Annotated in this window: 21 protein-coding genes and 2 pseudogenes; 6 read left to right on the top strand and 17 right to left on the bottom strand. The window is 37.8% G+C overall.

Going from position 1 to position 24421, the window contains the following annotated elements; translation table 11 throughout:
• Window positions 1-85 precede the first annotated feature (85 nt).
• From AC1EKL_RS07770 to AC1EKL_RS07760, 3 genes and pseudogenes are all read right to left on the bottom strand, one after another.
• Window positions 86-684, bottom strand: a pseudogene (locus tag AC1EKL_RS07770) (sugar O-acetyltransferase).
• A gap of 11 nt (window positions 685-695) precedes the next feature.
• On the bottom strand, window positions 696-1424 hold the full coding sequence (locus AC1EKL_RS07765; RefSeq protein WP_480189568.1) for an SDR family oxidoreductase: 729 nt from the start codon (window positions 1422-1424) through the stop codon (window positions 696-698).
• A 21-nt stretch (window positions 1425-1445) separates the two neighbouring features.
• Window positions 1446-2315: pseudogene (locus AC1EKL_RS07760) on the bottom strand (TrmH family RNA methyltransferase).
• A gap of 242 nt (window positions 2316-2557) precedes the next feature.
• Between AC1EKL_RS07760 and AC1EKL_RS07755 the strand changes: the two are divergent.
• Entirely contained in the window at window positions 2558-2878 is a 321-nt protein-coding gene (locus tag AC1EKL_RS07755) for a DMT family transporter (RefSeq protein ID WP_480189569.1), read from the top strand.
• A 91-nt stretch (window positions 2879-2969) separates the two neighbouring features.
• Here AC1EKL_RS07755 and AC1EKL_RS07750 read toward each other — a convergent pair whose 3' ends face one another.
• From AC1EKL_RS07750 to AC1EKL_RS07700, 11 genes are all read right to left on the bottom strand, one after another.
• Window positions 2970-3473 (bottom strand): aspartate/glutamate racemase family protein, encoded by a 504-nt coding sequence (locus AC1EKL_RS07750; RefSeq protein ID WP_480190270.1) that lies wholly within the window; start codon window positions 3471-3473, stop codon window positions 2970-2972.
• Between the two features lie 951 nt (window positions 3474-4424).
• Entirely contained in the window at window positions 4425-5879 is a 1455-nt protein-coding gene (locus AC1EKL_RS07745) for an ATP-binding protein (RefSeq protein ID WP_480190052.1), read from the bottom strand.
• A gap of 739 nt (window positions 5880-6618) precedes the next feature.
• Window positions 6619-6939: a type II toxin-antitoxin system RelB/DinJ family antitoxin gene (locus AC1EKL_RS07740; RefSeq protein WP_480189572.1), complete on the bottom strand. Its 321-nt coding sequence runs from the start codon at window positions 6937-6939 to the stop codon at window positions 6619-6621.
• Window positions 6940-7755: 816 nt separating this feature from the next.
• Window positions 7756-8244, bottom strand: a complete 489-nt coding sequence (locus tag AC1EKL_RS07735) for a hypothetical protein (protein ID WP_480189573.1) — start codon at window positions 8242-8244, stop codon at window positions 7756-7758.
• A 452-nt stretch (window positions 8245-8696) separates the two neighbouring features.
• A complete protein-coding gene (locus AC1EKL_RS07730; protein ID WP_480189574.1) occupies window positions 8697-9548 on the bottom strand; it encodes a hypothetical protein in 852 nt (283 codons plus the stop codon).
• Between the two features lie 33 nt (window positions 9549-9581).
• Window positions 9582-9803 (bottom strand): hypothetical protein, encoded by a 222-nt coding sequence (locus AC1EKL_RS07725; RefSeq protein WP_480190269.1) that lies wholly within the window; start codon window positions 9801-9803, stop codon window positions 9582-9584.
• A 150-nt stretch (window positions 9804-9953) separates the two neighbouring features.
• Complete coding sequence (locus AC1EKL_RS07720; protein ID WP_480189576.1) at window positions 9954-10226, bottom strand: hypothetical protein; 273 nt, start codon at window positions 10224-10226, stop codon at window positions 9954-9956.
• A 66-nt stretch (window positions 10227-10292) separates the two neighbouring features.
• Window positions 10293-10784 carry a hypothetical protein gene (locus tag AC1EKL_RS07715; RefSeq protein ID WP_480189577.1) on the bottom strand — a complete coding sequence of 164 codons (492 nt, stop codon included), beginning with the start codon at window positions 10782-10784 and terminating at the stop codon, window positions 10293-10295.
• Between the two features lie 108 nt (window positions 10785-10892).
• On the bottom strand, window positions 10893-11474 hold the full coding sequence (locus tag AC1EKL_RS07710; RefSeq protein WP_480189578.1) for a hypothetical protein: 582 nt from the start codon (window positions 11472-11474) through the stop codon (window positions 10893-10895).
• A gap of 6 nt (window positions 11475-11480) precedes the next feature.
• A complete protein-coding gene (locus AC1EKL_RS07705; RefSeq protein ID WP_480189579.1) occupies window positions 11481-13211 on the bottom strand; it encodes a hypothetical protein in 1731 nt (576 codons plus the stop codon).
• Between the two features lie 16 nt (window positions 13212-13227).
• A complete protein-coding gene (locus AC1EKL_RS07700) occupies window positions 13228-13692 on the bottom strand; it encodes a hypothetical protein (protein WP_480189580.1) in 465 nt (154 codons plus the stop codon).
• Window positions 13693-15639: 1947 nt separating this feature from the next.
• Here AC1EKL_RS07700 and AC1EKL_RS07695 point away from each other — a divergent pair.
• Together AC1EKL_RS07695 and AC1EKL_RS07690 are read left to right on the top strand one after the other, a co-directional pair.
• A complete protein-coding gene (locus AC1EKL_RS07695) occupies window positions 15640-16218 on the top strand; it encodes a recombinase family protein (protein ID WP_480189734.1) in 579 nt (192 codons plus the stop codon).
• A gap of 43 nt (window positions 16219-16261) precedes the next feature.
• Window positions 16262-16774 carry a hypothetical protein gene (locus AC1EKL_RS07690; RefSeq protein ID WP_480189735.1) on the top strand — a complete coding sequence of 171 codons (513 nt, stop codon included), beginning with the start codon at window positions 16262-16264 and terminating at the stop codon, window positions 16772-16774.
• Window positions 16775-16824: 50 nt separating this feature from the next.
• Here AC1EKL_RS07690 and AC1EKL_RS07685 read toward each other — a convergent pair whose 3' ends face one another.
• Window positions 16825-17115: a hypothetical protein gene (locus AC1EKL_RS07685; RefSeq protein WP_480189736.1), complete on the bottom strand. Its 291-nt coding sequence runs from the start codon at window positions 17113-17115 to the stop codon at window positions 16825-16827.
• A 123-nt stretch (window positions 17116-17238) separates the two neighbouring features.
• On the opposite strand from AC1EKL_RS07685, the gene AC1EKL_RS07680 reads away from it, so the two are divergent.
• The 3 genes from AC1EKL_RS07680 (at window position 17239) to AC1EKL_RS07670 (ending at window position 20258) form a co-directional block, all read left to right on the top strand.
• Window positions 17239-17478 carry a type II toxin-antitoxin system prevent-host-death family antitoxin gene (locus AC1EKL_RS07680; RefSeq protein WP_480189737.1) on the top strand — a complete coding sequence of 80 codons (240 nt, stop codon included), beginning with the start codon at window positions 17239-17241 and terminating at the stop codon, window positions 17476-17478.
• Window positions 17478-17822 (top strand): type II toxin-antitoxin system RelE/ParE family toxin, encoded by a 345-nt coding sequence (locus tag AC1EKL_RS07675; protein ID WP_480189738.1) that lies wholly within the window; start codon window positions 17478-17480, stop codon window positions 17820-17822. The genes AC1EKL_RS07680 and AC1EKL_RS07675 overlap by 1 nt, the downstream gene beginning before the upstream one ends.
• A 234-nt stretch (window positions 17823-18056) precedes the next feature.
• The gene (locus AC1EKL_RS07670) at window positions 18057-20258 is read left to right on the top strand and encodes a mucin-binding protein (protein ID WP_480189739.1); all 2202 of its coding nucleotides are present in this window, start codon (window positions 18057-18059) and stop codon (window positions 20256-20258) included.
• 465 nt (window positions 20259-20723) lie between these two features.
• On the opposite strand, the gene AC1EKL_RS07665 is transcribed toward AC1EKL_RS07670, so the two are convergent.
• On the bottom strand, window positions 20724-21059 hold the full coding sequence (locus AC1EKL_RS07665) for a transposase (RefSeq protein ID WP_480190091.1): 336 nt from the start codon (window positions 21057-21059) through the stop codon (window positions 20724-20726).
• Window positions 21060-21880: 821 nt separating this feature from the next.
• Window positions 21881-23674 (bottom strand): LPXTG cell wall anchor domain-containing protein, encoded by a 1794-nt coding sequence (locus AC1EKL_RS07660; protein ID WP_480190268.1) that lies wholly within the window; start codon window positions 23672-23674, stop codon window positions 21881-21883.
• Between the last annotated feature and the right edge of the window lie 747 nt (window positions 23675-24421).

The raw sequence follows: 24421 nt of genomic DNA, 5'->3' as shown, positions 1-24421 counted from the left end.
GCCTAGAAAATACTTGAAGAATAGTCATCCTCACGATTCCAGGTCGCTTATGTTACTTAATTAATTGATTTCTATCTTTATTAAATCAAATTTCAGTTTTTGATTCAATGTTTTTGACATTACTGATCAATTTTTTAATGACTTTTGCCGGAACGCCACCTACCAGGGTATTGTCTGGAACATTTTTAGTTACTACCGCTCCCGCAGCAACCACTACACCATTACCAATGGTTACGCCCGGGCAAATTGTACTATGTCCACCAATCCAAACATCATTTCCAATTTTTACTGGCTTACCAATTCCCAGTCGTTCCCGACGACCTTTGACTGTAAGTGGGTGGTTTACCGTATAAATATCAGTATCCGGTCCAATCCAAACATTATCACCAATCTCAACTGGTGCAATATCAAGGACAGTTAAATTATATAGTTAGCTAAAAAGTTATCCCCGACATGGATATTCTTCCCATAATCAACATTTAAACGACTATGAACCACTAAGTTTTTGCCAGCCGAGCCAAAAATCTCCCGCGCTTTAGCTTCTTGCTTTGCTGGCTCATTTTCAGGAATTGCATTGAATTCTTGACAGAGAGTTGCAGAATTAACCTTTCGTGCTGCCACCTCAGCGTCATTTACTCGGTACCATTCACCATCCATTAGTTTTTGTAATTCACTTTTGGCCATAATAGTCCTCCTTAGTTTCCTGCCATGGATGCAATCCGCATTTCCATGATTCGGGCGTTTTTCGACTGCTTGCAAACAAAGACCATCGCATCAGCAACGTCCTCACTGGTCAACATGATTGAAGCATCGTTTTCTTCTTTAGTCCGTCCATTACCGATCTCAAATTGAGTATCCGTAGCTGATGGATCCATGCAACACACCTTAATTCCCTTTGGACGAAAAGCTTCGTTTAGGCTGTGAGCAAACCCACGATTAGCAAACTTGGTAGCAGTATATGCTGTTTCATCACCATGTGCATCAATTCCCGTGACTGATGAAGTAATGATCACCTGACCTTCATGTTGCTTAACCATCTCCCGAATAGTATGCAAACAAATAGCGTAATCACCACGCATATTAGTATTCATCAACCGATCGTAGTCCGCCATCGAACTGTCAAGAAAATCTTGAACCAGACCAATCCCAGCATTAGCAATTAAAATATCAATTTTACCGAATTTTTCTTTTGCTAGCTTAACCGTCTCGATTGAGGTTTGCTCGTCAGTAATATCTCCAGCGTAATAATACGCTTGAATATTGTACTTCATACATTCTTTGCAAATAGCAGCTAGTTTGTCCGCTGAACGAGCTGTCAAAACAAGATTGACCCCTTCACGAGCGAGGGCTAATGCGGTTGCTTTCCCAATTCCTGAAGATGCTCCGGTAATAATTGCCGATTTATTTTTGATTGATTGTAACATTCTAAAACCTTCTTAAGCTTATTAATTGTCCTGTGTTCGATTGCCAAGCTCCCAAAATGCCAGTGCAGAAGCGGCAGCAACGTTCAAAGAATCGACTCCTACAGCCATCGGAATCTTAATTGTCAAATCGCTCTGGGTAATTGTCCGTTATTCTAAACCGGGGCCCTCTGATCCAAGGATAATGGCCAACTTGTCTAATTTAGCCAACTGTGGATCATCAATCCTAATGGTGTTATGACGCAGTGCCATGGCAGCCGTTCGATACCCAAAGCGATGCAGGAGGTTAATACCTTCCGTTTGCCAGGTTCTGGCATCGAGATAAGTCCAAGGAATTTGGAAGACAGTCCCCATCGATACTCGCGAAGAGCGTCGATAAAGAGGATCAGCAGAGTCACTGGTTACAATAACCCCATCAATGCCCAGCGCCGCTGCTGAACGAAAGATTGCCCCAATATTAGCAGGATTAACCACTCGCTCCAGAACTGCAATCCGTGGATGAGGATTCGGAATCGATTTTAAAAAAGACGCAAGATTTGGACGCTGCACCCGATACATTGCAGCAAGCGCACCCCGCAAAAGATTGTAGCCGGCTAGTTGACGAACTTGCTGATTATTAATAACATAAATTGGCGTTTGTCCTAAGCCTTCTGTCTGATTCATTATCATTTCGTGATCGAGGTCAGCCAAATCACGGTCTAAGACTTTTTCTTCCACTAAAAGGGACGCCGGCTGATAACCAGCACGGAGGGCCCGTTCAATAACCTTGGGACTTTCTGCAATAAATAATCCGTTCTGCGTACCCTTGGCATGAAAGAGCTGAGCTTCCGTTAGTCGTACGTATGGGTCTAGATCAGGACTCGCTAAGTCTGTAATAAAATTCAAGTTATACATACTAAATTTACCTTTTGATTAGAATATGGCATTTTGCTTTTTTCATTCTTGTTGAAATAATTTGCTTCTCTATGTAACATTCTATACTAAATTTTCAGTGTAATTTAAAAATTATCGGTGCAAAATTGATTGATTTTGCATCGATAAATTGTTACCTCGCGAGAATTTTTATAAATTCAAGACTAATAATTTTAAATTTTCGCCGATATAATACTTTTAAATTAAGAAAGAGGTGCTATAAAATGCATTACTTCGAACTTGCTTTAGCGATTATTATGGAATTGATTGGCACTAACCTGATGAAATTATCTAATGGTTTTACCCATCTTTGGTTCTCCCTGGGGACTTTAATTTCATATGGTTTATGCTTCTTTTTTCTATCTTTATCACTAAAAGGAATCAAACTCAATATTGCTTATGCGACTTGGGGCGGCGCTGGGATTGTTTTAGCCGCTTTGGTTTCATTCTTCTTATTTCATGAACACACTTCGGGATTACAAGTTTTCGGAATCAGCTTGATTGTTATTGGAGTTGTAATTACCAACCTTGCAGGTGGTCATTAACAGCTATCTTCCATAAAGGGTACCAGGGTTTATTATTTAGAGATCTGGTACTTTTTTCTTGATCAGATACCAATATTCGTTGCAATAATATTTATAATTTATTTAATTTGCCTTTCAAATTACCCTCAATCAATTTAACCAACTCTTGAATATGAATTTCCATTGCATCCAAAGTTTCTACTGGTAGCTGTAAGTCGTTAAAGGCCAGCGGTAGTTCCGTACAGCCCAGAATAATGCCGTCAACCTTATCATCATTAATCATTCGGCTAATGATCTGCTTTAAACGCTGTTGAGTTTTTTCTTTAACAATCCCCTTTTCTAATTCTTTTTCAATTTTTTCGTCAATATAAGACTGCTCATCTTTTTGTGGAACAATAATGCTAATTTCACTACCTTTAAAGGCGTTTTGAATAAAATGTTGAGACATGGTCGGCGCCGTTCCTAAAAGAGCTAATCGTTTATGTTGTCGTTCTCTAGCATATTCACAAAGCACAGCTGGCATCGAAACTACATGCGGTGTAATCCCTGTTAAAGCAGCAAAATTTGCACCACTCTTTTCAAGATTATTCACTCCACGAGCCAAATAGTCTACCAATTCGTTAAACTCACGGTTGCCACTAAATTACAATACTTTGTAGACACTTAACGATTCAATATTTAAAGGTAGCAGAGATCCAGTATCCTGATAATGTCGCTGGCAAATTTTTCGATAATAAATAACTGTAGATTCAAGCCCCGTTCCGCCAATTAACCCTAACTTTTGCAATAGTACTATCTCCTTTTGAGAATTATTATTGTAACTTAGAATAGATCAATTTTTAATCTCTTAACAGCTTTTAACACGCGACCAAGTTTGATATATCAGCAATCTGAGCACCTCCACCAACCAAAAATCGCTTACCAACATCTGCCTGTGTTAACAAACGTGTTAAAGCAACGCCATTTAAGTAACAAAAAAGCCTGTAACGCCAACGATAATCGCTGATATTACGGGCTTTGCTATGTGTATAGTGCTCACTAAAGTCGCTGTTTTAGGGTAGCTCAGCCCTTGGTGTAAAAGGATTTCATCTTAAACGTGTTAAGGCTTTGTGTTAAAAGCATGGTCAGAAACTTTGTTCAAATAGCGTCGTTGTCGGATTCTTGCAGAATAACTATACTAATAAACAACTATATTAGGCTATCTAACTTACCTGCTATTCATCTTACTCTCTAATAGCTATATTCAGCTATCTAACTTGTTTACTATTCAGCTTACTCTCTAGTAGCTATATTCAGCTATCTAACTTGTTTACTATTCAGCTTACTCTCTAGTAGCTATATTCAGCTATCTAACTTGCTTACTATTTGGCTTACTCTCTAATAGCTATATTCAGCTATCTAACTTGCTTACTATTTGGCTTACTCTCTAGCAGCTATATCCAGCTATCTAACTTGCTTACTATTTGGCTTACTCTCTAATAGCTATATTCAGCTATATAACTTGCTTACTATTTGGCTTACTCTCTAGCAGCTATATCCAGCTATCTAATTCATTAACCGTTAAACATTATTTCTGTGTTTTCAATGTATAGTAAGTATTGGGTGAAGTTGGCGAATCCGCATGTCTTTCTAAAAGCTCTAGTTTTGTCAGATCACTTAATGCTTTCCGAGCGGTTGATGGATGTAACTTAGAATTAGAACTAATAAATTCTTTAGGTCGTAGTTCTTTATGTTCATAGGCATAAATCAAAGCTGCTCTTTCAGGATAAGTTAGCTTAGTAAAATCATAGTTAGTAATTTTACTTATTTCTTCTTTACGTCTTGAATTCCGCATCACAATATTATTTCTTAGGGTTAGTTCGGTATAGGCATTAGTAGCAACGTATTCTGGATCTTCAAGGAAATACTCTTCCATGTTTTTGTACATCCGATCAACACCTTCACCAAATTCTCTAACCCAGCCAAATTGAACTAACGCTCTGGCAATGTTTGGATTTCTGGAATAGTGAGTAGTACGGATATTATCGACAGTTACTATTGACGGTAAATCGCCAGGACTATGAATGATAATCCGATCATCATACATAATGATTCGAATATCATCACCGTTTAAATTATAAGCACGATGCGTTACCGCATTTACAATTCCTTCTAGCCAAGTACCCTTAGGATATTCAGGTACGGTTTCAAACTTACCTGTTTCAACATTTAAGGATGTGAACTCTCGTAATTGTGATTTTACAATGTTATCTGCCTGTTCAATGACCTTTGGTAGTGGTCCTTCAATCATTGCTTCCTTAATAACATCTAAGTTTTCGCCAACGCCAGCTTGCGTTCCACTATATCTAATAAACCTAACTCTTGCTCCAGGAATAAAGGCATCTGGCATTTCAGCAAACATTAAGACACCCGCCACATTGAGCTTATAAACATATGAATCATCTGAGGTCATTTTACGGTTAGCAAAGCCCCTAGAGAATAACAATTTCCATACATCATCGCCATCAAAATGGTTAAGTTTCTTATATTGCTCTAGCAGGTCCTGATCTAAATCTTCTAATAACGCCGTTTCAACCGTTTCCTGCTCATAGGATCGAATATCCTTGCTGTAATTAAGACTTTCAATTTGCTTATAAGTTAGCTTTTTGCTTTCATCACCAATCCGTAAATAAACCTCATCTTTGGAGTTAGAATAAACATATTTATCACTGGATTCAACGGTTAACAGCATGATCCGATTATCTTTACCATTAACAGTAACCTTCTGGAATTCAGTTTTCACTTTCAGAGCAGGATGAATTAAATCATACCCTACTTGTTTAAAATCATTAATCTTATGGGTATCTAAATGATCAATCCCCTCAAACTCTTTGTTCTTAATTCCAAGCGCCACTGTTCCGCCGTCAGCATTGGCAAATGATACTAAGATATTAGCCAAATTTCTCCGATCAAACTCGGCAGCTTTGCGATCAAATTCTTGTCCTTCTGCTCTTGTTAGTAGTGTTTTGCTAGCTGTTTTCATTTGAGTTTTCTACCTTCACTAAATATTCTGTATTCATTATAAGCTATTAAATATTAAAAATGGTAACCAGTACACTTGCTTTAACAATTCAATACTATAGTTAAATTTAAAATCCAAACAAAAAGAGCTGTTAGACAGCCCCACTATATTGGTTTCGTTTCCGTGCTGAGTCACGCATGAGGTCTAATGCAGCTTGCCTCTATCAATACTAGATTAGTTCAGGTTCTAGCAACTCAAGTGTCTGCTCACTTCAAGAATCTCAGTTGAACAGTGCCAATTCACTGACCTATTCGGTAATTCAATTGTACTATTCTGAAAATAGATCTGAAGCTTTTCTACTTGCCCTTTAGAAAATCCAATATCTTCTTATCTTCAAGTAAACTTTGTTCTAAAACCTCTAAAAAATTATCATGGTAGTCTTTAACTTCTTCTGTCATATTTGTTTTCCTTTATTATATTAATGTACCAATCTAATACCTACTATTCACAGCTATATCTCTCACTATTTTGCTTCTTTATAGTGTAGTGATCTCTATTACTGTTTTGGATAAAAAAGTTCGTTATAGCTTCCAAATCGCATAAAGCAAAACAATTTGCGCTTATTTATTTCAGTGTGGATAATTAGTAAACCAACCTTACCATCAAATAAATGGAAGTTCATTCTGAAGATTATCGAATTTTTCGCTAATTATTCACATCAATCTTGAACTGACGATCAAAGCTAACTCTTCAGTTCTTATTAGTCATAAAAAAGCTTCTCCATTGCATCATCAGTATTATCAAAAGTTTTTGCAGTGTTGGAAAGAAGCCCTTCTTCTTCAGCAAAGACTCGTACAATGGCCTTTCTAGTTTTTTCGTTGAAAGTTACATGTTCTACTTTAGACTCAGCTTTAATTTCAAATGGAACCTTACCTTGAATAACGAATTGCTTAGCAGCCAGAGTAAAGTAACTATTAAGAGTCATATTAATACTATTCAGCCCCTTGACCAGTTCTTTATGGAGTTCCGGATCTAAACGAATTGTTAAACCAATTTTTTCTTTAGATGTTGTTGCAGTCATAGTAAGCCCTCCCTTTAGGTATCATTATGGTATTTATATGATGCCATAATCCAAAATAGATAGTCTAAGAATAACATCATAAATAAAAAGAGCGCTTATTAGGCGCCCCAACTACCAGCACGGTTTAAGTAACGAACTGAAACCATTTTGCATACCGGTGTTCTTCATTTGATAGTTACTTTATACAATGTTCTCTTTTATGATTCATTCCAATAAAAAAGGAGTGCTATTAGGCACCCCAACCATCGGTACTTTATTGCAGACCGCGGTGACCAAACCGTTTGTGCTTAGGTACTTCATCTTTATCGTATCTATATTATATCATAAGTGAGTCTTATGGTAAAATAATTGCTGTGCCTCAAGAGGGTTCGACCTACCCAATTGCACAGGAAGGAGGCAACTCCTACTGATGAAGGTATTCTTCATCTTTATCGTAATAGTGCCTAACAAGCACTTAAAAAAATCAATTAAAAAAGCTATTAAGCGTTTGATTGATTACCTATTGAAGTAATTCATTCAGGTTTGATACCGGCGGGAGATGGTTATTTCAGCGGTGGATTTGTTCATCGCTGTTTTATTTTACGCCGATAATTTATTTAAGTATAGACAACAAAAGGAATGTTATTTAAACACTCCTTCTATCGATCGGTTTAAGTAACCACCTTAAACCATTTTGCACACTGGCATCATACTTCTAATGTTTACATTATACCATGTTTTGTATCTATCTCCATAGATAAGGGAATACAAATAAGCACATCAGCCACCTTACTTAATTGTAAATCACAGTGATGTTTGTGCTTAAACACTTTACAGTTAGTCCTTGTTTGAATTCAACTGCTTTAGCCAATACTCATAACAATCAACATACCATTGTATATACGAACGGTGATTCTCTTTATAGAATTGTTTATTCTTTTTCATAGCATAACCAATCATTGCTGCATTATTGTCAATTGGCATTGGTGGGCGAGCAATCTTATTATTCACTAACTTAATCTTCGATGGATTAACTAACCGATAATCATGAGTGTCCGCAACTATATATCCCTTATCATATCCATTTACGCGGGCATTAAATTTAATGAGGTCGCCTTCTTTCAGTTCCCCTAATTTAAGAAAGCTCTTGGTATAGTTGAACCACAAATGGTCAGTTACTAATTCATCATTCTCAACCAGTTTAACATTCGCTAACATCAACGTTGCTCGAAAAGTCCTAAAGCTATTCTTATATCCGAGTCGTACAAATTCCCCAATAAATTCATGGCGTTTTTGACTGCCTAATTCCCTTAATTTTTCTCGCATTTCTTTCATCCTTTTTCAATTCTTTACATCATTATCAGTGCAATTTAAAGATTATCGGTGCAAAATCAGCCAATTTTGCACCGAAAAAACTCAATTTACATTGACAGATAGCGATCCATCAATCCACTATAACCAGTATTAAAAGTTTTCACATAGTAGCGCATATAGACAGCTAGTGAGTTGCCCAAGCGATTGCAAGCGTAACTGTAATCACCGAGTCTTGCTAACCTAGTTCCGCAAGTTGTTCTAAGTGTGTAACAACTCAATGGCAGATCACCATTATTAACGCCAATTCTTCGACAAAGTTCCTTGAGCATGTCATTCATTGACCGTTGGGTAACCGGATAGCCCAATCGAGCTAAACGGTAATCGGTTAAGTTAAGGAACAATAAATCACTAGTGGTTTGCAGACCTTTTTCTGTTATAAACTCTTCCTGTTTTTTCTTAAAAACTTACAACTGATCATAAAGCTGCTGAGTTATTGGTGGTGTTAGACGACTTTCACCCTTGCGGCGAGCTTTTAAGTGACCATTTAATCCTTTAGTCAGCTCGGAATAAGAATCGTTAATCCGAAATACCCAATGACCTTCATCTTGGGTGAGATTAGCTATCTTCAATGCTTGGATTTCTTGTGGCCGCATTCCGGTTTCGGCTTCGACCCACAAAGCCATCCTAACCACCCAACGTTGAATTGGAATTTGCTTCAAATCATCCTGGATTGCTTGCCGAAAGGCCTGAAATTCTTGATACGTCATTGCATACTTTTCTTTGGTAATTGATTGCTTATCTCTCCTAAAGAAGTAGTCAATTGGCCGATTAGGCACTGGTGACTTAATAATTACGTCACCCTCCAGCGTTAGGAAGTAAGTTCTCAATTGCTGTAACAGCTTACTAGCTGTGGAATGAGTGGTAATGCTAGCATGATGTTCTCTTGCATAGGTAGTAATAAACTCTCTGATCGTATCTTTATCACAATTTCTGACCTTCACGCCACCTAGATAACAATGCACCATTTTTTCGGTGTACCGCCAAGTCTTAATTGAAGCTGGGCTCCAGCGTTCCATCTTGATCTGCTTTGCAATCCATTCGGACAAGGCCTGTGGAAGGTACTTGCTACCAGTGTTGAAATCATGCCCCGTCTTGATTTGATCAATCAAATCTGCCTCAATTTTTCTAGCTTTTGACTTCGTTTCTGCATAGTGAACCGGTGCCGAAATCAACTTCCCATGCACGCTAGTCTGTGGTCTTATCCAGTATTGCCCACAATGTTTACTATTTTTATTGGTAACTAATTTAATCGTCAAATGTTATCACTCTCCAAGCACATTAATAAAATATTAACGCGCTCGCCAGGTCGTAACCTGTTGAAATCCCGCTGTTTTTAACCAATTAACCACTTCATCAACTACAAAGTAGCGTCTGGATTTTGGATCCAACTGATGATACGGCATACCTAACCGGATTAAAGTATAGATGTAACCATTGCTACAACCGATAATATCCGCCAGTGTTTTCAAGTTAACAATTTCATCCTTTACCATTACATTTCCCTTTCTCAACTTATTACTTTCTTTATTGGCTTTTCAATTTTCTTAATAGCATTTACATATACCTCTCTAAGAGCATTGGGTAACATAATCATTTACCAATATTTTTATTTTGTCGCTATATTCGTATATTGCGTTAAAACTTAGTACAAATTTAGCCTTTTATCTCTTATCCTGTTTGCCATCATTTGTATTTTCCCCATCATCCACAAGACTCTTAACCAACTCGTTCATCTGAATGTAATTTAGCATTAATTCGTTATAAGAACCCACTGGAAGGTAAACTCCTTTAACCATTCCCTCTTTATCATTAATTTCAACCTCTAAACGAGTATCCTCACTTAACTTATCGAATATATTAAATTCTTGGAATCTTTCTACGAAGTCTTTCTTAGTTACCTTTACTAGTTTAAGCTCTCTTGCAAAACGTGCCATTTTTATTCTTCCTTTCAAATTCAAATAGAAATTCTATGTTAAAATTAATGTAATCAAATATTTTCATCAGTTACTAAATTTAAATGGTTTAAATACTTCATTGGCGTGAGGGTACTTATCCTTTAAATTTTCGTAACCGTGATGCCATGTCTTTAATGGCCTGATTTCACCAGTATCAAGATCCACACTATTTACTTGGTCTGGCAGAATACTGAGGTCATTGAGCATGGCTTTCATTTTTTCTTGAGTTAGCCGATCGTTATTGGAACAAATCACTTTCTGGAAAGTTCTTCCATTAAAGTGTTTCCGCTTAAGTACAAGTCCCAACAATTCTAGCTGATCCGTAAATGACCGATAAGATACCCCTGGTTGCTTAGCTTCATCCTTATAAACATTAAAGAGTTTATTGGCTTGCATCCCGATGAGGTCATACGGTGAAGTAATTCCTTGATTTTCAAAGAATAGCTCCAATGAATCATTGAGCACCGACAACTTAGACGCTGCAGAATACTTATGATCGAAAATTTCTCCCCGTTCTTTATCAGTCATTTTAAGCAAATTAGCTGCTTCCCGCATGATGATATAGAACAATGATTGCCATACTTTTGGATTATTAATAAAATCAGCAACCTTAATAACATTACCGTTCTCATCCTTAATCGGATCTTATTTGAGCGTCTTCGGTGAATCAATCACGAACATTCTAGCTGCGGTTCCTTCCTGCGTAACTTGCGGTATAGAGTTAGTCGCGATTACGATTAGTGAAGGTAAGGTTACCGGATGATCCCGCTCATATTTTGTGGAAGCATTTTGTGCTACCCCAGAAATCACCCCATTAATTACTGTTCCTGCATTGGCAGTAATAATATTATTCCGACTAGAGGACTGAAAATCATCAAACCATAACATTAACATGCCGTTTTTAGTATCGTTAAGAGCAATATAATGCCCATCAGTAAAGGCTTTGTTAACATTCTGCGTATTAGAAATAATGTTAGAACCTGCCTGATCAGGATCATTAAAAAGTTTCTCTAGCAAGTTTGCTAATGTACTCTTTCCAGCACCACTCTTACCTTTTAGTACAATAAAAGTTCTTAATTCCTTCATAATCTCTGTATGTTGAAGTGGAATTAGACCAAGCATTGCTTTTAGCTGACGCTCCTGTTTAGGAGCCAGGTGTTTAAGAAAACTATTAACCTGATAGTATTCTGTGCTGTTAACAATGCCCGGACTATAGTTAACGTTCACATGATGTCAAACCACATGACCATACTGTGTATCGATTTGAATCTTACCTTTACCATTCAACCAGATGGTCTGGGTATCAGAATTGAAGCCACTTTCTAAAGTATCTTGGTACTTGTCGTCTTGCAGCAATGCTAAAATATTATTTTTCACTAAGTCAAAGTGTTGCTTCTGCTGCTTATTCATGTACTTCTTCAATAAATGGTTAATTACCGAAGCCTTAGAGCTGTACACATTATGACTGTCCTTCACCATCAGCTGACCATCAATGGTATTCGGATCGCTATATACCATATCGGCCATATCCAGCTGAGACAATCCATGCTTTTTTCTCAACTTAGTTAAATAATTAACTACTTTATTAGGACTCTCTTTGTTGAGAGTTGCCCAAGCTTGGGCAGTCATTGTAAGTAGGCTGTACTGGTAAGCTAGATTAACATTGCTTTGCTGGATCTTCTTAACCTCATGCTCTAACCACTCTTCAATGGTTTGATCGTTGCCAATAGAATCAATAACTGACGGTGTGTAATTATTAATAACTTGAACTCGACTATTATCCAGATAATCATCAATATTTTGGACTTCATCAATCTTAATGGTCTGACCCAACAAATTAACTCTACCTTTAAGTTTATCTCCAGTAGCGAAAACCTGATTTTGCAATATCCGCTTAGTGAACTGATATGCCCAGTCATCAGGGTCATTATCATCACCTAGGTAAACATTGTAGAAATGCTTCTTCGGTACCTTGTAGTCAATATCATTAACTCCAGCTTGCTGAAGAATTTTATCCAGATCCTTGAATTGTTCCTGTTCGTCAAGTGCTCCTAAACCATCAATATCTGGTTCAAACATGTAACGATAAAGCACTCTAATCACCTCTCCTTCTTTTGCTTGTGCTAATGCTAACGTATCTTGGTCAACCTCGTCTGTTTTAAGTGTCCTCAAACTGTGTCCTGTTTTCTGTTGATACAGCGAATTAACATCGAATTCATGGTTGCGACACTTATAATCTGATGGTGAGTTGATCAGTATATATTCCTGCGGGTTCTTAACAATTCCGTACTTCCACTTCTTAGCTGAGAAGGTTAAATGCGGAATCTGTTCCTGATAATATTGTTCAAACTTGGCAAATTTCTGATTAAACCTCTTACCGACCTGCATGATGAAGCCATCATTAAGACAAGCTAAAATATTGTTAAGTCCCCAGTAGCTTAAGACATCAAACATAAAATTCATGGAACTAAACACCGGAAGTAACCGATTAACGTATCTGCCCCTCCCACTATCATTAGTAGAACAAGCATGATTAAGCCGGAACTTGATGTCCGCCCTTTCCTGAGCTAGCTTGGGGTTAGCCTGATAACCATCAATCTTTTCAATCGATTTTTTCCTATTATATAGAGCTTGGTACTGACCATTTAATAAACCAAGATCATAGGCAAAAGTAGGAAGCATTGAATGAACATCAATCTGTACCACGTCATGTGCAACTACTTTATTAGCAGCATAAATGCCGTTCTTAGTGAATCTAAACGTTGATTTAGCATCATTTTGAAATGGTCCTTTGGTTATTAGTTCACTAAATACTTGCTCTGGTAGCATTTTTATTGCTTCACTCTTACCAGACTCATCCTCACAATGTCCACTAAACACTTTATTTAGCTGAAGCATTTCCGCCTGAAGTAAGTAAGATGGAGTGCTCGGAAAAGTCATAATTCCACTATCATCCATTAACATTCTAGCTTCACCTTTCCTAATCTACTGGCCAGCCACTCTTCATTTTCTTGAAATAATGCTTCATACGAACATTAATGAGACCGAAGTCCATATCTGCTGTTGGATCATTATCTACCACTCTAAAGACACCTCGGTCATCAATCCGGTAATTGGCAATTTCCTGCAGTCGCTTTTCAAAAATCTCCTGGAAAAATGGATGTTCAAGTTCAGGGTGCGCTTCTACTAAGTCAGAGAATCTAGAATAACGAACAACTCGAAGATTGGAGTAAGATGGCTCATATATTTTTTCGTAAGCATTAGAGAAGAAACATTCACCAGTTACTTCTTTAGCCATGCCGCGAAATCTAGTGATCTGAAATAATACATTAAGATGGGGAATAATGATGCCAATTCCGCCATTATAATTTCCGTGATGCTTTCGAATAAAAATTGCAAAGTAAAATTTGGGATCTGTTTTCTTTCTTACTAAACCTTTGGTCATATTTAAAACTTCCTTTCGATATCACAATTGACTTTTATTATTTTTATATAATTATTATGTTGAAATAGGTCCTGCTATTATTTGTATTAGCATAATAATCGCTCCTCAATTTCATTAATTTATTATTAATATTTATTTATATATTCATAATATAAAATTTAATAATCGATGCACGAAAAAATTTAAATTTTTTCCGATATTTTTTTATTTATATTACAAGTATTGTAAAATAAGCATTAGCCAGCTAAAAGCAATGTGTTTTTGCATCAAAATAGCATTAAATTTAGCTAAATTTGTCTTATAGAAGTTCTGAATCAACCGTCAATTTTCTAATTTTTAGTCAAATATTTGAATTAATTAACAGTGATAAAGTTAATGATTATACTAAGTGCTCATTACCAAGCACTATTTCTATTTATCTATTGAAGTATTATTCATTAGAAAAAATGCCCGCAACCTCAAATTAATAAGGTCACGGGCATTTTCACATCCAACATTTAAACTTACGCTTTTTTATGCTGACAGCTTGCTTTTAATTACAATTACGTGTTTAAACAATACTAGACTAAGCAGGTGTCAGTTGTGCCAGGTTTTTGAGTGAAACATAATAAATAATAATTAACTACTAATTTCAACATCAATTACTATTATTTCTATCTATTAAATAGTTAATTTAAAAAGTTCTGCTTAAAACCTGACACTGTTGACACATTTTCTCCCAATACCTTGATACCACTGACTTTAGTCATTATTTATTGATTGACACCACAATTATTGAAAAGTGTTCTAATGCTTGATATAACAATAATCTACTGGTGCCAGCTAACTTGACACTAACCCGGCACCAATTAAGTCAATAACTGATACTTTTCAAATTTCAAAATTCAGTGTCAACAACGGTGTCGCACATTGGCTAAAATGTGTCGGTTTAGCTGACACCGAACCTCATCTTGGCTATATTTATTGCAAACCACTAATCCAAAAATTTTAAGCTGATGGGTAAAGTAGTCAGATTAAGACACAGAAAAACCGCTCAGCCCGAAAGCCAAGCGGTCGTCAAAGTCGCTAAACCATGCTATAATATAACCGTAAATGAGAATATTATATTCAACAATTAGGCTGATAGCTTAACGGTAGCGCTCTTGTTCTGGTGTACTGCAATACACCACCAGCCAAGCGCAACAGAGTACACCCTCAAGGGTATCAGCTCCTCAGTTGACAACTTGTGCATTGGTGGTCGCCAGTGCACTTTTTTATTATAACAAGTTTATAAGGATGTTGAGGAACTACTTTTATTACAATTATTGATTAGACACTTTCTTTTTAATTGAATAGCTAAATGAAGCTTTTCAGGATTAATAACATTAGACTGATGCAAGTATTAACAGTAAATGTCAAGTTACTTTGGTTACCCATTTCATTTGGTGTCAGTTGTGTCAGGTTTGGAATGAAAACATAATAAATAACTATTACCTACTCTTTTTAAATTAATTACTATTATTTTTCTTCATTTAATAGTTAATTTAAAAAGTTCAGTTCAAAACCTGACACCGTTGACACATTTCCTTCCAATGCCATGGTACCACTGACTTTAAGCATCATTTTTCCATTGACACCAAAATAATTCAAAAGTTACCCAATGCTTGATACAGTAAGGTTTTACTAGTGTCAGCTTAACTAACACCAGACCGACACCATTTGAGTTAATAACTAGCACTATTCAAAATTTAAAGTCCGGTGTCAAAAATGGTGTCGCACATCTGCTAAAATGTGTCAGCTTACCCGACACCTAATTTCAACTTGGCTATGTAGATTCTCAACCATTCGCACTATATTTATTGCAAGGCCCTGGTCAAAAACTTGAAAGTAAGTGAATGAAGGGGCTGGGCCTATAACATCAAGCTTTAATGATGTTCAGAAACTTATGGTCAAAAAGGATGGATTGAAATGACGGAATATGGCTATGCTAGAGTGTCTACAAAAGGACAAGAACTAGCAGATCAAATTAATCAATTGCAGAATGCTGGAATCAGTGATGATTGTATCTTTTCCGAAAAATTTACGGGTACCACTACTGACCGCCCACAATTTGCTAAATTCACTCAATTGGTAAAGCCGGGTGATGTGATTACGGTTACTAAGCTGGATCGGTTAGCTAGAAATACCCGGGAAGCATTAAATGTAATCGACCCACTAATGAATCAAGGCGTGAAGATCAATGTTCTTAACATTGGCATGTTGGAAAACTCAACAGTAGGTAAGTTAGTTAAGACAATTCTCTTGGCAGTCGCGGAAATGGAGCGGGATATGATTGTGGACCGCACCCAAGAAGGGAAACGTTATGCTAAGCTGCACCGGTCTGATTATCATGAAGGACGACCCAAAAGAGCGATCACGCCACACTACCAAGCCGCTTATGAGTACTTGCTTACTCATTCTTATAAACAGACTGCAAGTGCTTTTGATATTTCGATTTCCACTTTGCAACGGATTCGAAAGCAGGTAGAGCAAAATAATATAGCTTAATTTCAAAAAAATATATATTATTTTGCGCTGGAGGATTTGAAAAATGTTAAAATACTATACTCCATTTATTTATTGGATTGACACTACTGGTTTAGATTGGCAAAGTGATGAAATTATTCACCTAACCATAACGGATCTATTTGGTAACATTGTTTTCTCACACTTGTTTAAACCAGAAATAGTTAAAAGTTGGGACCCAACTCAACAAGGTTTCCACATCACTCCCCAAGATGTGACTAACCAATCAGCATTAAATAATTACCTACCAACCATTCAAAAATTCTTTGATCAAGCTGATACTTTAATTGGCTTTGGTAACAAAAATTTTGAAGATCTATTCTTACAACTGGCTGGAATCAAATTACCACAGATGATGGAAGTTGATGTGCAGCAACAGCTCTTTAGGAGGTATCAGTTATTTGACCATACACCATCAATTTATGAATTTGCTGATTATTTCCACTACTCATTGAATCTAGAGACGGCGACTTATATTGACTATCCCCAAGCCGTTGCTTATTGTTACTGTCAAATACTAGAAAAATACACCAATTAAAAAAGCTAGTTGATGAAATCATCACTTGATCTCATTAACCAGCTTCATTATTATTTATCCAAATTTTCTTTAAGGTTCAGTCTTAAACGTAACGCGGCAACTTCTTTCTTTAACCGCTTATTCTCTGCTTGGTCGGTTTGATGCTTAAGCTCCATCTTTTCGACAAAATCACTAATTTCTTCCACAGCAGCTGGTGCTAACAAGGTTGCAATAATCTTATCGCGCCTCCTCACAGAAATTGAGACTCCGGCTTTTTCGCTATACTTAGCAAGGTATTCAAAGTTCCGTAGAAATTCCCCAGTTTGTACATTGTAAGTTAGGTGTTGTTGTTTGTGTAACATAACAATCTGTCTCCTTTGAAATTAAATAGTTTTCATCATTATTCTAAGGAAAAGATTTTAAAATATATTTTTCCGCTGTTAATTTTACTTAAAATTATATATACTATAAGAGAGGTGATTGACATGTTAAATATGAATATCAAGCCCGTGTCTGCCTTGCGGGATTATAATAAACTACTCAAAGAAGTTAACGCCGATACCCCTGTTTTCCTTACTAAAAATGGTTATGGAAAATATGCCATTGTTAATATTGAGAACTATGATCGTTTTGTCAATGGCATGAAACTCTTAAAGGACCTTCAACAGGCTTCTAATGAAAAGGGATTATACACTATGGATGAAGTTTTTGGAGATCTTGACTAGTGAAAAAATATCAAATTAGATTTAAGGGAGCAGCTAAACAAGACATTGCTTCCTTATATAATTACTTAAAACAGCAATTTGGTAGCCAAATCGCTCATCAAAAAGTTAATGATTTACAAGATTCTATCAGTAAATTGTCTAATCTACCTGGCTTTGGAAGAGACGCATCGGAACTTTCCGAAGTTCTAACGGGTTATCACTACTTACACCTAACAAGAAATACTGTTTTCTATCAGATCCTTAGTAATGAAAGTCGTGTAGAAATTTTAAGAATCTACAGTAATCGTATGGATGTTCTAGAACATTTGCTTAGTGATTTTACAGATTACGATCATAATGAATAATTTAATATACGAAAAAATACCAGTACAGTTCTGCTTTGAGTCTGTACTGGTATTTTAGCCATTTTGTAATAACTGTCCAATCCTTTCTATTCGGTAACATTGTGCTTTCACATTTATTCAAACCGGTGAAAATTAAAAGTTGGCATTCATCTCTACAAGGTGTCACAAACAAGCACTTGCCCCCCCACATATTCAATATATAATAAATTATGTATTAGAAAGGGAGTATAAAATATGGATAAATTACATAAGCAACAAGTAGCAAAACGACAACGATTTGCTATTAAGAAATTAACGGTTGGAACGGCATCTGTCCTTGTTGGTTTAACCTTCATTATTAGTGGTAATGCCAAGGCAGATGATGCGACAGTTGCTACTCAAAATACATCCACGACTCAAGTGACTGATCCACAAGTTAGTGCCAATTCAAGCAATATTCGGATTAGCGACGAATCAAATACGGTTGGTCATCAAACTTCATCAACATTAGTTCCAAATAAAACAACAACGACAGCGCAACAAATGCCGATAATCAATAAAATAACAGCAAAACAACCACTGCCCAGTAAGTACAACATTACTATGAATTTTCGCGATGTCACCCTACATAAGCCAATTCAAGTGATTAGTAATGGTCATTATGTATTCAAACAACCTTTCAAGCAGACCGAAATTCGACCAGGGGATAGTGTGGATCAAGAATTTACTGTGGCCGGTTATAAATTAATGAATTCAGAAGTTTTGAATAAGTATTTCTATTTTGATAAACAAGGTAATGCCTGCCTTAAGAAAGGTATTACTACGCAAGACATTAACATTAATTTAGATTACGCATCATTGTCACCAATCAAAATAGAGTATGTTGATGTAGATAACGGGCATATTTTAGCATCAATGGTTCTAGATAGTTTCTGGATGACCCCTGAATCTCCACAACACCGTGCTGGTGATAAGAAAGCACCGGATGCATCGCGCTATGAAGCCGCAGCCATTAATATTCCTGGATATAAATTAGTTTCTGAACCTGTTTTAAAGGGTAAAATCACTGGTCAAACTCGAAATTCGTTAGCTGATCCTAACTATGTTTATTTAACTTTCAAGTATAAGAAGGTTTTGAAAAACAATTCTGATAGTAATAGGACTGAATTGTTACTTGTTCCAGAAGAAACAAATCTACCGTACAAATTTTTTACGATTGCTGGTAACTATGGCGAAAGGATTGACCTAAACAATGGTAATTTTGAGAAAAAAATAAGTGAGGAGATTAGCCATTGTGAAAAACAAGGTTACTCCTATATTGGAAGTACAGGGACATATCTTAATTCTGATTATTTCAATTGGTACGCCAAAGGGATACATGTTTACTTGCTACCAAACAAACCAGTAACTGTGCGTTATATTGATGAGCAAGGAAATGTGCTTAGGAATAATGATACGCTTGCGTTCAACCTAGATAATCCTAATCAAAAAAATAATGGGGTTAATCCGCAAAAAGGCTGGTATGCAAATGGTTCATGGCAAGTCCAACCTAAGAAAATTAAAGGTTATCGTCTTGTTCGTACTCTTGGAGTGACGAGTGGCCAGTATAGTGTATACCAATACACCACAACTTTTGTTTACACTAAGGACACAGATCCAACTGATCCCAAAACGCCAGAGACAACAACACCAACTGATCTAAATAAGACAATCATGCGGAAGATTACGGTTATCAAGCCCGATGGAACGAAGGAAGCCCATGATCAAACGGTTAACCTCACCCGGACTGCTACAGTTGATGAAGTAACCGGTAAAGTAACCAAGTATAGCGATTGGACCACTGGAAACTTCGGTGAATACGATGCTCCAGAAATTCCTGGTTATACGCTAAGTGGCAATGCACCAGCAGTTGCTTTGGCTACCAGCACCAGCGACTTTACTCCAGTCGTAATTACTTATATCCCAACCGACCAATTGGTTAAGTATAAGTTTATTGATCCACAAGGAAAGGTTGTTGGCGTTCAAACAGTACCTGGCAAGACCGGTCAGACAGTTCCAGTTAATATTCACATTCCTGATGGTTATCAATTAGTTCCTGGTGAAAGTGTTCCAACATCTTACACCTTCAAGGATGGTAACCCTGATCAAATCATTAAAGTGGCCTTGATCCCAACTAATGGCGGTCAACCAACAACTAATGATCATCAAGGGCAAGGAACACCAGCTACTAATACGCCTACAAACACTACTCCTAATGGAAATAATGTTACTGGCAAACTAGAAGGTAATGTTCCTAACATGCAAACTGGGAAGACGATTACGTCTCAATCAACGACAGCTAAGGATAACCAACTACCACAAACTGGTAATAACAATAGCTTAACATTAATAGGCTTAGGTGCCTCCACCTTATTGGGAATGTTTGGCCTTGCTGCTGTAAACAAGAAGCGCAAGTAATCAAATTAGCTCTACAATTTTACCCCTTTGTCAGTACTGATGAGGTATTTTGATGAGGTTAGTTTAAGTAGCGAAGCTGCTTGAGCTGACCTTTTCTTTTAGCTTAGTTTTTACCATGAGATTTGAGAGCTAGTAGACTTCGGATACGGGAATGATCAAAGTTGCGAAAACCATAAGCTGTTATTCTAGTGGTCTTAATTTTATTATTGTAAGCAGTCGTTATCAATACGGGTTGAACAAAGGGACTCTACAATTGTAAGTACTGATGAATTTAACATCAGTGCTTGTTTTGGTTTTCTACGAATAGTCAAGGATATTAAGGAATTCCTTGGAATTTAGCTGGATAGAAAAGTTAATTAAATAATTAAAATGGCTCAAAGTTAAATTTAAAGTATAACAAAACAAGCTCATGAACTAGATTTATTTTTCATGGGTTGCACAATAATAGTAATAATCAATCTTAAATTATACTTTAGCTATTTGATAATTATAGGGTTGATTATATTTTACAAGATGATAAATCGTTCTGAGAAGACGGTGTATCGCGGCAATGGCAATTTTCTTAGTTCCTGGCTGAGAAGATTGTCTTTTCCTTTTCTGATAGAAATCATTAATATGATTAGGATAAAAATGACTTGCCACGGCAATGTTTTGGATGGATTTAAAAAGAATTTTACGTGCAATCGCATCACCACGTTTACTAATATGATCAGTGGCAACAAAGTTACCTGATTCATAATAATGTCTAAGATCAATCCCGATATAGGCATTAAGAGCATTACTACTATGGAAACGACGAATATATCTCCTAATTCACCGATCAAAGAAGTAACAGTTCGAACACCGAATCCAGGGATAGTTAAGAGTAGATTATATTCAGACAACCCTTCCGCTTCGTGTTGCATTTCAGAAATAATTTTCTCTTTTTCGTGAACTTCCTCGATAACACGGTTAGTTAAATACGCGATCTGTCCATAAACATAAGAATTATCATTAAGCCTTCTTGGCAAGTGTTAATAGTTTTTCAGCAATATGAGTAGCGAGATCAATTGAGATATTTTTATTTGTACTATGTAAGATGAAAGATCTTAACTCAGTATCTGAAAGTTTCAGGGCCCGTGAAGGACAAGCAAAGTGATTAACAATAGTCCAATACAACTCATTATTAGTATTACTAAATAATGACTCTAATTACGGGAAAGTAAGTTGTAAAGCACGGTGTAAGCTATTTTTATGGTTAACCACATCTCGACTTACTTCTTGGTAAAAGCGACTAAGATCATGTTGTCCACACCGGTTATAAAATGTTGGAAAACACCGATTTAAAATTAATGGGCCAGTTTGACAAACGAATTCTAGATTCACTGGTACTGTCAACCTCAATTCTAAGTATAAAAGAAAAGGTAGATAAAAGCATCGTCATGCTTCTATCTACCTTATACTTTAGACGAAGAGCCAAACAAAAGGGCTCCAGCACCCGGCCAAGCCGAATCCTGGAGCCCTCAGTAGGAGCATGAGAAGGGCATCGCCGCTGTTCTCACGTCTCCCTAAAGAAAGAAGGTTTAGTATTGTCAGAATGTTGCCATTCACAAACCACACCTAATTATTCAGTTAAAACATGGTTACTTCTTCCGCCGTAACTCACCAAAGCCAAGCAGCGTTGCGAAGCTCATCAGGCAAACCCCAGCAAGTGCTAGTGCACCGTTGTGGTCTTCACCAGTCTGCGGCAGCTTATGTTCAGCAGCGCCGGCAGGCTTAACCGCTGTCTGCACTGGTGCTGGCTGACTAGCAGCTGGCGTCGTTGGTTCGCCGTTAGGCTTGACCAGTTTGTCGCTGGTTGCCGTATACTTCTCAGCGTCCTTTGGCATTTCTGCTAAGAAACTGTCGGCATCCACCGTGACCCCGTTGACAACTAATTCCACGTTGTAGATTGTATCAGTATCCATGTCCTTTGGAACGGTGAGCCGAGCTGCTTTTCCCGCCTCAGCATTGCTTGTAACAGTGGTCCGTTTGAGTTCTTTGCCATTACTATTCCAGACGATTTCCACCTTCTGTCCATAGTCGTAAATAGCATTGACCTTGGAAATAGCAGTATCACCTGGCCGAGCTGTATGGTCCACTGTATCATAGTTAGTTATATCAATGTTGTACTTTCCAATATTCGGCACTAGTGCAAAATGGAGGTTGTAACCCTGCATTCTACTAGTAGTAATAAATGCGTTAGAATTTATGTAGTCACCACAGCCCCCGTACGCCAGCACTGGGTAGTTACTGTACGAACTTTGGATTTCGCCTGCTGGATTTAAGACAAACTGCAGGAGCCCATCAGTATCAATATCCTTACTAAAGTGCGCGGTATACTTACCATCAATCACTGGTGCTACCACTACTTCTTGGATGTACTCTGGATGGGCCTTCATGATTGCGAGCTGTTCATTAACCTCATCAATCGCCGTGGCAGCACTCCTAGTACTACTCAAAGCCGCAATTCCCTCAGGAGTTAGCATCGCATTGACTACGCGGAAGCCAGTCTTAGCTTCATCGGCGGTCTGGTTAACAAAGTTTTCCCCAGCTGACGTTGGGAAAATCGTCCCTAGCTTTGATGTTCCCCACCAAACTCTACCGGAAACCCGATTTGTTCCCCCAGCAATGTTCCCCGGATAAGCATCCGGACCGGCATCATCATAGCGCCAGGTACTTGGGTCACCAACCATTGTCTTAATCATCTCTGCCGTTGGTGCTTCACCAACGTAGATACTAGCCCGCTGGAGGTTAGCACCGGCAAGGTAGAAGGCCCCCGCCGTAGTTGGCGTTGAGAAGCCCGGCGTGTTCCCGACGACTGGCCTGAAGGTGAATAATTCACTGCCGTCCGCTGACTTTTGCCCTGGTGCAAGCCACAGCTTCAGGCGCTGTTTAGACGTTGGTAAAAATGTAAACTTGTGCTCAGTTCCCTTGGCGTCGGTAAAGGTCGGCAAGTCGAAGGCAAAGACACCGTCACCCCCACCGTTGGAGGCTGCCCCTTCCAGGTAGTGACTCTTGGTCGAGTAAACCGGACTAATCGCCCCGTCAGTGTCAATCCACTGCAGGTTAACTTCATAGTCGTTTAACTTAGTCGAATTACCAGTCCCTGGGGTGTATCCAGCTCGAGATTTTGGTGCCAGTTCTAGCCAACCGCTGACCACTTGGCTCGCGTTTGTCAGCTGACCACCCGTCTTTACATGGCCGGATTCGATGGCGTCAATATTGATTGGTGTGTCCTGGGAATTCCGGTTCGTCACAGCAGCCGGGTTCGTGGTTGATGGTGCACTACTATCATTTGTTGCCCGGTCACTTACGACCGCCGAGGGATTAGAATCAGTAGTCGTACTGGTGGATTGACTTTTGCTCTGCCCCTCCCCCGGCTGTGGAGTAGCCACCGATGCTTCAACGGCAGTCGAAGCATCGGCATGGGTAACCTGGCCAAGTCCGGTATATACAAAGAAACCCGAAGCAATGGCTACCGAAGCAACTCCGATGCTTAATTTCCGCAGTGACCAGCGTGTGTAGTGCTGGTTTGCTTTTTGGTCAATTAAATGTTAATTATTTTTTCCATACATAATACACTCTCTCCTTTAGGAACTAGCATACCACAATTTAATCAAAAAACAATTATTTTTTCAGCACTGAATATAGTAAGCAAGATCCCAGCCACCTGCGCTATTTCAATAAGCAGCTCTAATATTCAAAATTTATTATTTCTGCGAACTCAACGTCAGTTAGCCTAAGTACCATTGTCACCACCCAGTTTGGTGATGATGACGAGGCCACCGTTGATTGGTCACCTAACCCGCGGCTGTGGATCGATACCATCATGTTCTCAATCAGCTGGACTGCTGGAGTAATATGATTATCAATTTGCCAACCATGACTAATTGACAAAGATAATTTTAAAATCGTTTTTAAACTGGTTAGTTTTAGTATACTCAAAATCATAATTCAAACTGTTGTTGGGTAATAATAGATTCAAAAAGTCAGGTCAAAGCAGTAACTAAATGCTGATATGACTTAGCCTTAAGTAGAAAAAAGGGAACAAAAACAAATGCATATTGAAGTGAACCCCCATAGTTGGACAAGGAGTTCCAACTATGGGGGTTTTACTATGACTAAGTTTAGTTTAGAAATTA

This window comes from Limosilactobacillus sp. C0001E2, assembly GCF_056590915.1.
The sequence above is the reverse complement of the archived record's forward strand: the minus strand, read 5'-3'. Positions and strand labels throughout refer to the sequence as shown.

Bases quoted from the DNA above. Each gene is read 5' to 3' on its own strand.
- AC1EKL_RS07670 (WP_480189739.1), top strand. From the start codon at position 18,057: ATGGATAAATTACATAAGCAACAAGTAGCAAAACGACAACGATTTGCT.
- AC1EKL_RS07755 (WP_480189569.1), top strand. From the start codon at position 2,558: ATGCATTACTTCGAACTTGCTTTAGCGATTATTATGGAATTGATTGGC.
- AC1EKL_RS07690 (WP_480189735.1), top strand. From the start codon at position 16,262: ATGTTAAAATACTATACTCCATTTATTTATTGGATTGACACTACTGGT.
- AC1EKL_RS07700 (WP_480189580.1), bottom strand. From the start codon at position 13,692: ATGACCAAAGGTTTAGTAAGAAAGAAAACAGATCCCAAATTTTACTTT.
- AC1EKL_RS07740 (WP_480189572.1), bottom strand. From the start codon at position 6,939: ATGACTGCAACAACATCTAAAGAAAAAATTGGTTTAACAATTCGTTTA.
- AC1EKL_RS07685 (WP_480189736.1), bottom strand. From the start codon at position 17,115: ATGTTACACAAACAACAACACCTAACTTACAATGTACAAACTGGGGAA.
- AC1EKL_RS07680 (WP_480189737.1), top strand. From the start codon at position 17,239: ATGTTAAATATGAATATCAAGCCCGTGTCTGCCTTGCGGGATTATAAT.
- AC1EKL_RS07735 (WP_480189573.1), bottom strand. From the start codon at position 8,244: ATGCGAGAAAAATTAAGGGAATTAGGCAGTCAAAAACGCCATGAATTT.
- AC1EKL_RS07765 (WP_480189568.1), bottom strand. From the start codon at position 1,424: ATGTTACAATCAATCAAAAATAAATCGGCAATTATTACCGGAGCATCT.
- AC1EKL_RS07720 (WP_480189576.1), bottom strand. From the start codon at position 10,226: ATGGCACGTTTTGCAAGAGAGCTTAAACTAGTAAAGGTAACTAAGAAA.
- AC1EKL_RS07705 (WP_480189579.1), bottom strand. From the start codon at position 13,211: ATGTTAATGGATGATAGTGGAATTATGACTTTTCCGAGCACTCCATCT.
- AC1EKL_RS07745 (WP_480190052.1), bottom strand. From the start codon at position 5,879: ATGAAAACAGCTAGCAAAACACTACTAACAAGAGCAGAAGGACAAGAA.
- AC1EKL_RS07695 (WP_480189734.1), top strand. From the start codon at position 15,640: ATGACGGAATATGGCTATGCTAGAGTGTCTACAAAAGGACAAGAACTA.